Genomic DNA, 6177 nt, shown 5'->3' on the forward strand with positions numbered 1-6177 from the left:
AAGCGAAAATGGGTTTTCGATGTAATGACAGGCCGTGACCTGACAACAGGACAAAAAATATACCCGCCCGTTATTTTCTCGACTCAATTCAATAACGTACAGAGTCAGGAGTTTGTGGAGGCTGACGGAAACCACAAAAATGTAGGTTATGCAGGGGGAAAGGGGGAAGAGGAAGAGCGCCTAATACAAGAGGTGGGGAATGCAACCGGTTTAGAACGGCGAGAAGTATTCATGGACTGTTCCAGCGCCGAGGATTCGGTTGAACTGTCCGAAATGGGGGCGCAGAAGCTCGCAGAATATGGGCAAATTATCACCTTCGACGGGCGCGTCCTAGATACTCGTAGTTTTCGCTACGAGGTGGATTGGGACTTGGGAGACACTGTGACTCTTAAGGATGACCAGTGGGGCGTAGAGTTAAATTCACGAATCACCGAGGTTCGGGAAATATACGAGCAAGATTCCAAGATCGAAATCCAGTTCGGGGATGAGATACCGACCGTCACCAAAGCCGTAAAATCGATGCAAAATCAGATCGACCGACTTCAAACGAATAGCGGGCTAACTGAAGTAGTCAAACGCCTAGACAGTGGCGTGCTGCTCCGGGATAACTATTTTAATATTGCTACGATTCATACGATTCGCAGCGGGGTTGAAGTACAGGAGTTTTGGCTTTTGATTAACGCTCGCTATGATCATACAACGAAGCGCTTCAAACGGATCAATCTTGATAACTTTAGCTTTGGTTGGCAGATGCAGGCGAATGGCACATATCCGGGTGAAGAAAGCATCGGGGATTTTGTCAATCAGGGAATGAACCTATGGAAAGCCAATGGTAAAAAAGCATACGCCGTAGGTGATCCAGCGCGTGAGCAAACGGGTGAGGACATCGGAGCTTATCAGCCAGACGGCAGCTGGCGGGAGTTCGGGATCATGCTGGGGTGGAACAACCACTTTATGTGTGATGCATACGGCGGCATGACCATCGGCGGCGCTGGTTTCGAGATCGATGGAGCGGGTACTTCGCCATTCTGCCGCTTGTCATTAGGCAAGTTCAGCGGCGGCAGCTCGGTGCCGAATCGTCCGGTCACTGAGTACATGTTCACCTACAATGGGACGTGTTGGAACACGCAGCACGGACTATGGAATAAGGACGTAGATGATATAAGCGGCTTCTTTTACGGTTTGAAGGCTCCTATAAACTACTACGATACGCCAGATGGTTCATTCAATCCGTGGTCGAACCGTGCGGACATGGATTTAGCTGAATTTGTTGTGATGAAGCTTCCAGGTAGCAAGCCCCATCATATCGAAAACTGGGAGCATCTTGTGCAAATTACGACAAGCGGCAAAGCGAAAATTCACGGCCATGACGTGCCGATCAGTAGCGCCGTAACTGTGGAGCTAAACGAGAGCAACGCTGCTAACGTGTTTTATCCGGAAGGCTGGACAAAGGAAAATACATTCATAACAAGCATAAAGGGAATCGCCTCAGATGGTGCCATGAAGCCAGTAAACAACTACGATGCAACATACCTAGACTATGGGATCTACTTAGGCATGCCAGCAGGTTATAAAAAGGCAGTCGTGCTCTTATCAAAAGCTGGTTAAGGAGGGAAAGATATTGGCAAAGAAAATTGAATTGAATCAAAAGCGAACTGATGGCGGGTATGACATATTGCACCCAGTCACGAGTGTTGAGTATGTAATTGGTGCGGAAACGCCCGCAGGTGCCCAAGCAAAGGCGAACCAAGCGGAAAACAACGCCAAGGGGCATGCTAATTGGCTTGTAGGGGATCTCGGGCAATTGCAAACGTCCAATAAGTCCAACGCGGTTGGCGCAATAAACGAGGTTTTTCAATCTGGCGTTGACGCAAAAAGTAGAGTGGTTGCCGAGCTTAACGCCAAGAAGATACCGGCAACCATGAACGACCCGTGGGCTACTTTAGCATCGAAAATAGGCCAAATTAGAACAGATATAAAAATGGCAACCGATGGAGGAGTAGCAGAAAAAACGTTAGACGTGAATAATTTAAATTTCGAACCAATTATTGTTTACGTAAGAATGGGCTTGAGTGGACAAGGTGAAGGATACTGGATTACGAGTTCACAGGGGTTACTTTTCGTTAAGGATAACTCTTCTCTTTCGCAAGAATATGGGGAAGTAAAAGCATATATCCGCATGGAACATTATCTTAATGGATCAGCTCGAGTTACATGGAAATCAAATGGTTTTTCGTTGGATGCGTCTGTATCAGGATCACATGATATACAAAATTTCGGGATCAGCAGATGGTGCGCATTTGGTATTTAGCCTCACGGCAGCGTGGGGCTATTTTTATTTCAAAGGGGGAAATGAAGTGGAAGTTAAAAGCTTGAATTGGTTTTCAGGTATCGGCGTACTTGTAGTGCCTCCTCTTCAATTTTTGTATGGCAGTGGTCAAGTTGTTGCTGGGGCAATGTACGCTTTATTATTTTTCATCGCGATGGACTGGTTGTCTGGAATCAGCGCCTCACGAAAAGATGGTTCGTATGCGAGCAATTACGGTTTGGCAGGGATTCCGCGAACTTTCTTTATCTTATTACTCCCTTCTGGGGGTCATCTGCTGGATGTCGCTTTAGGCATTCCAGATATCATCTTCGGTTTATTCGTATTTGGCGTGTTATATCACACGATCCAGTCCATGACGGCGAACGCACTTAGGGCTGGCTGGGGTGGATATTTTCCCGACTGGATCGTCACCAAGTTAATGGAATGGGCTAAGTCGGAACTTGAAAATAAATTAGCGCGTGCAACCAGCAGAAAGGATGCTAAGAATGGTTAAATGGGGCGATTATGGTTTCACCGTAACAAGTCCATTCGGGAGTCGAAGAGATCCCATTAATGGTAAAACAGCAGAACATACCGGTATCGACTTGGTAAAGGCGCATAAAGCGCCTATTTTTGCGTTTATGGACGGTCAGGTTGTTCATGCCCGAGAAGGTCAATCAGGAACCGGCTTCGGTGGATTCGGGAATGTCGTGGCCGTGAAGGATTCAAACGGTGCGCTCCATTGTTATGCCCATTTAGATAGTTGTGGCGTGTCCGTAGGGCAACGCGTGAAGGCGGGGCAAGAGATAGGTAAGCAAGGGAACACTGGCAGGACAAACGGGAATGGTGCAGCTAATGGAAAGGGATCACACCTTCATTATGAAGTGAGACTCAAGGCGGCGCCATCCTACGGTTTCGGTAGTCATACCGATCCAGGCGTCTATCTTTCAAAATATCTTGAACAAGGGAAGGGGACAAGCAAGATGAAGCCAACAGATTTCATTGCAAAGATCGCACCAGCAGCCGTTGAGGATATGAAGAAAACAGGCGTACCAGCCTCGCTTACAATGGCACAGGCCATTCTGGAAAGCGGTTGGGGTGGAAGTGGACTTACGGCTCAGGCGAACAACCTATTCGGCGTAAAGGGGAGAGGACCGGCAGGTAGTGTGAAAATGCCGACCATCGAATACCGTCCGGACGGAACATCGTATCCAATACTCGCTAATTTCAGAGCGTATCACAACTGGGCTGAGAGCATTGCAGACCATTCGCTACTCATTATTAACGGTACAAAGGACAAACCGGATCGGTATCATGGTGTATTGAGAGCAGACTATAAAATAGCATGCCGTGAGATCACACGCGGCGGCTATGCTACAGATCCCAAGTATGCCGACATGCTTATAGGTATGATCGAACAATACGAGCTGCATAAATACGATCAAATGGGTAAGGTTGAAAAGGCTGTCATTGAAATGAATGGGAAAAAAATATGCGACGGCACATTTGATAACGGCCTTGTCACAACACCTGTTCGCGTTATCGCCGAAGCTCTTGGGGCAAAGGTTGGCTATGATGGAAAGAAAGCAACAATCAACGGGAAAGTGATTGTCGGCAGCCAGACGGTCGGGGATACTTCCTATGCCCCAGTTAGGGAAATAGTAGAGGCAGCCGGTGGGAAAGTCATCGCTTGGGATAGCATTCAAAGAAAAGTAACTATTCAGAAATAACTTCGGATTCTTGAGCCGTAGGCGGATGCTTGCGGCTCATACACTTACAAAGGGATGTGACAATACGATCTACAACATGGACTGTATTAAAGGGGCACAAAAATATATCGCGGACGATTCGCCAAGGGGAGAAAAGTAGCGGTTTTGGATTGCGCAAACCTGTCGCAGTGAAGCGGCAAGGAGCATTTTCCTACCCACGGAAAAGTTGTAGGATGAGACGGAGCCACAGAAGGTGAGCATTAAATACCCCTTATATTGTATAATGTGGAGAATGATGAAAACATTATAGAAGGCGGTGGGAGAATGAGGGCTTTACTATTCATTGCTATTAGCCTTGTGGGATTTCATGTATTGTTATGGATGACTAATGTAAGAAGAGCGGAAGAGTTCACTTATGTACTCGTTCTGGTGGGTATTGGGTTGCTTATGGATGTAAGTTACAAATTGTCCATACTGATCAAGAAAAAAGATAAATAAAAATTAATGTGTCCAAAATGTGAAACGTTTATTTACCAATTGACGTAACACCTTCTAATATTTTACTATTTAGTTGATTGTAAAAAATTAGGAGGTGTTTCTGTGGTTAAGCTATCGAAATTATTTTCTGTATCGATCCTTTGCTTTACTTTGGTTATTGCCACATTTGGTGTCAATCAAAGCGCATCTGCACAATCTAATGAAGATGTATTGGTTCCACCATTATTGAATGCTTCGCAGCTAAGCGAGGACGATGTGAATGCTCATCTTGTTAGAATGGGCTTCAACAACGAGGAAATTGTAACTTTGCCACTTCAGATGAAGCAAGATATTGCAAATAAAGGCGGCATCAAAAGAGAAGTAACCAATACAGAATCAAAAGTATTGAAGGTTGGTCAAGATGGTGAAGAACTGATAGTTCCACTCTACAACGATGATTATCTGTATTTTTCTGGATATGCAGTGAAAACAGCAAGTTACTCAAGCGAAAACGAATATGATATTTATATGAACTACAATTGGAAAAAAGATCCTCGGTTCCATTATACAGACCTTATAGCGATATCGTGGCAAAGCCAAGGTTCACCTGTTGCTGGAAAGGCAAGCTCCAGACATACATATGCTACATACATTAACGGTGGATTCACAACAAGGCATTTTGATAATCCTTTAAACAGCGGTTCAAATTTAAGCGGTTCGGCTTGGGATGTTAAACTCCACGGTTTAGATTTTTTCGAAGACTACCAATACGGCTATGCTAAACAAACCATTCGAGTGCCTAAAAGCTATGAAGGAACAACAGCAGCATTCCAGCTTGGTTATTCACATGCAGTGTTACCCGTATCGTTAAGTGTAAGTATTGGACCCTTGGGAATAGATTTTAGTGGTCTAGGAAGAGAAGATAACCTCGAAAGATACAATTTCACCTATTAATCCGATGTACACAGCAAGTGCCGTTGAGGATAGAATCCCACGGCACTTTTGCATGTATATTCCCTTCATGTAATCCTCCTTTTAAAAGAGTCTAGCTAGGAAAGACCTGCGGCTCTTAGTAATCAATAAGCAATAAAAATTTCTCCGTCCTTGTATATTTCAATGATTGTAGAATCTCTCAGGAGCAGATCCATTTCTTTGAATTCATCAGCGGTCAAATAACCGCCGATAGGGAGTGGTTCTCCCCGATATGTCCTCATTTTAAATTCAAAATATCTAGCCGGATTGTTCACGAAGCTATACGCTTCCCAATCATATTTTGGATCCGGATCACGGTTATGGCCTGCTTCGAACAACTCGTAGCCGTTTCGCTGGAACCATTTAATAATATTGGAGCGTTTTTTGTACTTGGAAAGGATGTGCTTGACTACGAATCTATCTGTTGCAAGATTTCCAATCCGAAAATCAGGAAAACATAACTTACATATACCGAACTTTTCATCGAAGAATGAGAACTCCATTTCGTGTTCTTCGCGAGGCTTGCCGCAGTAATAGCAATTCGCCTCGGGATGCTGCTCCATCCATTCGGAAATGTTTTCGTAGTCATTCTTAACGTATCTGAATTCCTTTGGAGGGGTGTAATTTTTCATGTCTGAACTTGCCCATTTCATATTTAATGCTCCCTTCATTTTTATATATACTACAAAGCAGATATTTTATCCTCCTTAT

Annotated in this window: 7 protein-coding genes; 6 read left to right on the forward strand and 1 reads right to left on the reverse strand. The window is 44.7% G+C overall.

What is annotated here, in order from left to right; translation table 11 throughout:
• The 6 genes from PAV_RS34030 to PAV_RS30215 form a co-directional block, all read left to right on the forward strand.
• On the forward strand, nt 1-1608 hold a 1608-nt coding region (locus PAV_RS34030), incomplete at its 5' end, for a siphovirus ReqiPepy6 Gp37-like family protein (protein ID WP_081505877.1).
• Nucleotides 1609-1621: 13 nt separating this feature from the next.
• On the forward strand, nt 1622-2311 hold the full coding sequence (locus PAV_RS30195; RefSeq protein WP_005545860.1) for a hypothetical protein: 690 nt from the start codon (nt 1622-1624) through the stop codon (nt 2309-2311).
• Between the two features lie 46 nt (nt 2312-2357).
• Entirely contained in the window at nt 2358-2822 is a 465-nt protein-coding gene (locus tag PAV_RS30200) for a phage holin family protein (RefSeq protein ID WP_040737373.1), read from the forward strand.
• Nucleotides 2815-4038 (forward strand): glucosaminidase domain-containing protein, encoded by a 1224-nt coding sequence (locus PAV_RS37835; RefSeq protein WP_005552270.1) that lies wholly within the window; start codon nt 2815-2817, stop codon nt 4036-4038. Before PAV_RS30200 ends, PAV_RS37835 begins: the two co-directional genes overlap by 8 nt.
• A gap of 303 nt (nt 4039-4341) precedes the next feature.
• On the forward strand, nt 4342-4515 hold the full coding sequence (locus PAV_RS30210; protein WP_005552271.1) for a hypothetical protein: 174 nt from the start codon (nt 4342-4344) through the stop codon (nt 4513-4515).
• A gap of 102 nt (nt 4516-4617) precedes the next feature.
• Nucleotides 4618-5448 carry a hypothetical protein gene (locus tag PAV_RS30215; RefSeq protein ID WP_005552272.1) on the forward strand — a complete coding sequence of 277 codons (831 nt, stop codon included), beginning with the start codon at nt 4618-4620 and terminating at the stop codon, nt 5446-5448.
• A 122-nt stretch (nt 5449-5570) separates the two neighbouring features.
• Here the strand turns inward: PAV_RS30215 and PAV_RS30220 are convergent, their stop codons facing one another.
• A complete protein-coding gene (locus PAV_RS30220; RefSeq protein WP_005552273.1) occupies nt 5571-6119 on the reverse strand; it encodes a hypothetical protein in 549 nt (182 codons plus the stop codon).
• Nucleotides 6120-6177: the final 58 nt, after the last annotated feature.

This window comes from Paenibacillus alvei DSM 29 (assembly GCF_000293805.1).
GTDB lineage: Bacteria > Bacillota > Bacilli > Paenibacillales > Paenibacillaceae > Paenibacillus_B > Paenibacillus_B alvei.

What these genes read in the sequence shown, in the direction of transcription:
- PAV_RS37835 (WP_005552270.1), top strand. Translation starts at nt 2,815, where the DNA reads ATGGTTAAATGGGGCGATTATGGTTTCACCGTAACAAGTCCATTCGGG.
- PAV_RS30210 (WP_005552271.1), top strand. Translation starts at nt 4,342, where the DNA reads ATGAGGGCTTTACTATTCATTGCTATTAGCCTTGTGGGATTTCATGTA.
- PAV_RS30220 (WP_005552273.1), bottom strand. Translation starts at nt 6,119, where the DNA reads ATGAAATGGGCAAGTTCAGACATGAAAAATTACACCCCTCCAAAGGAA.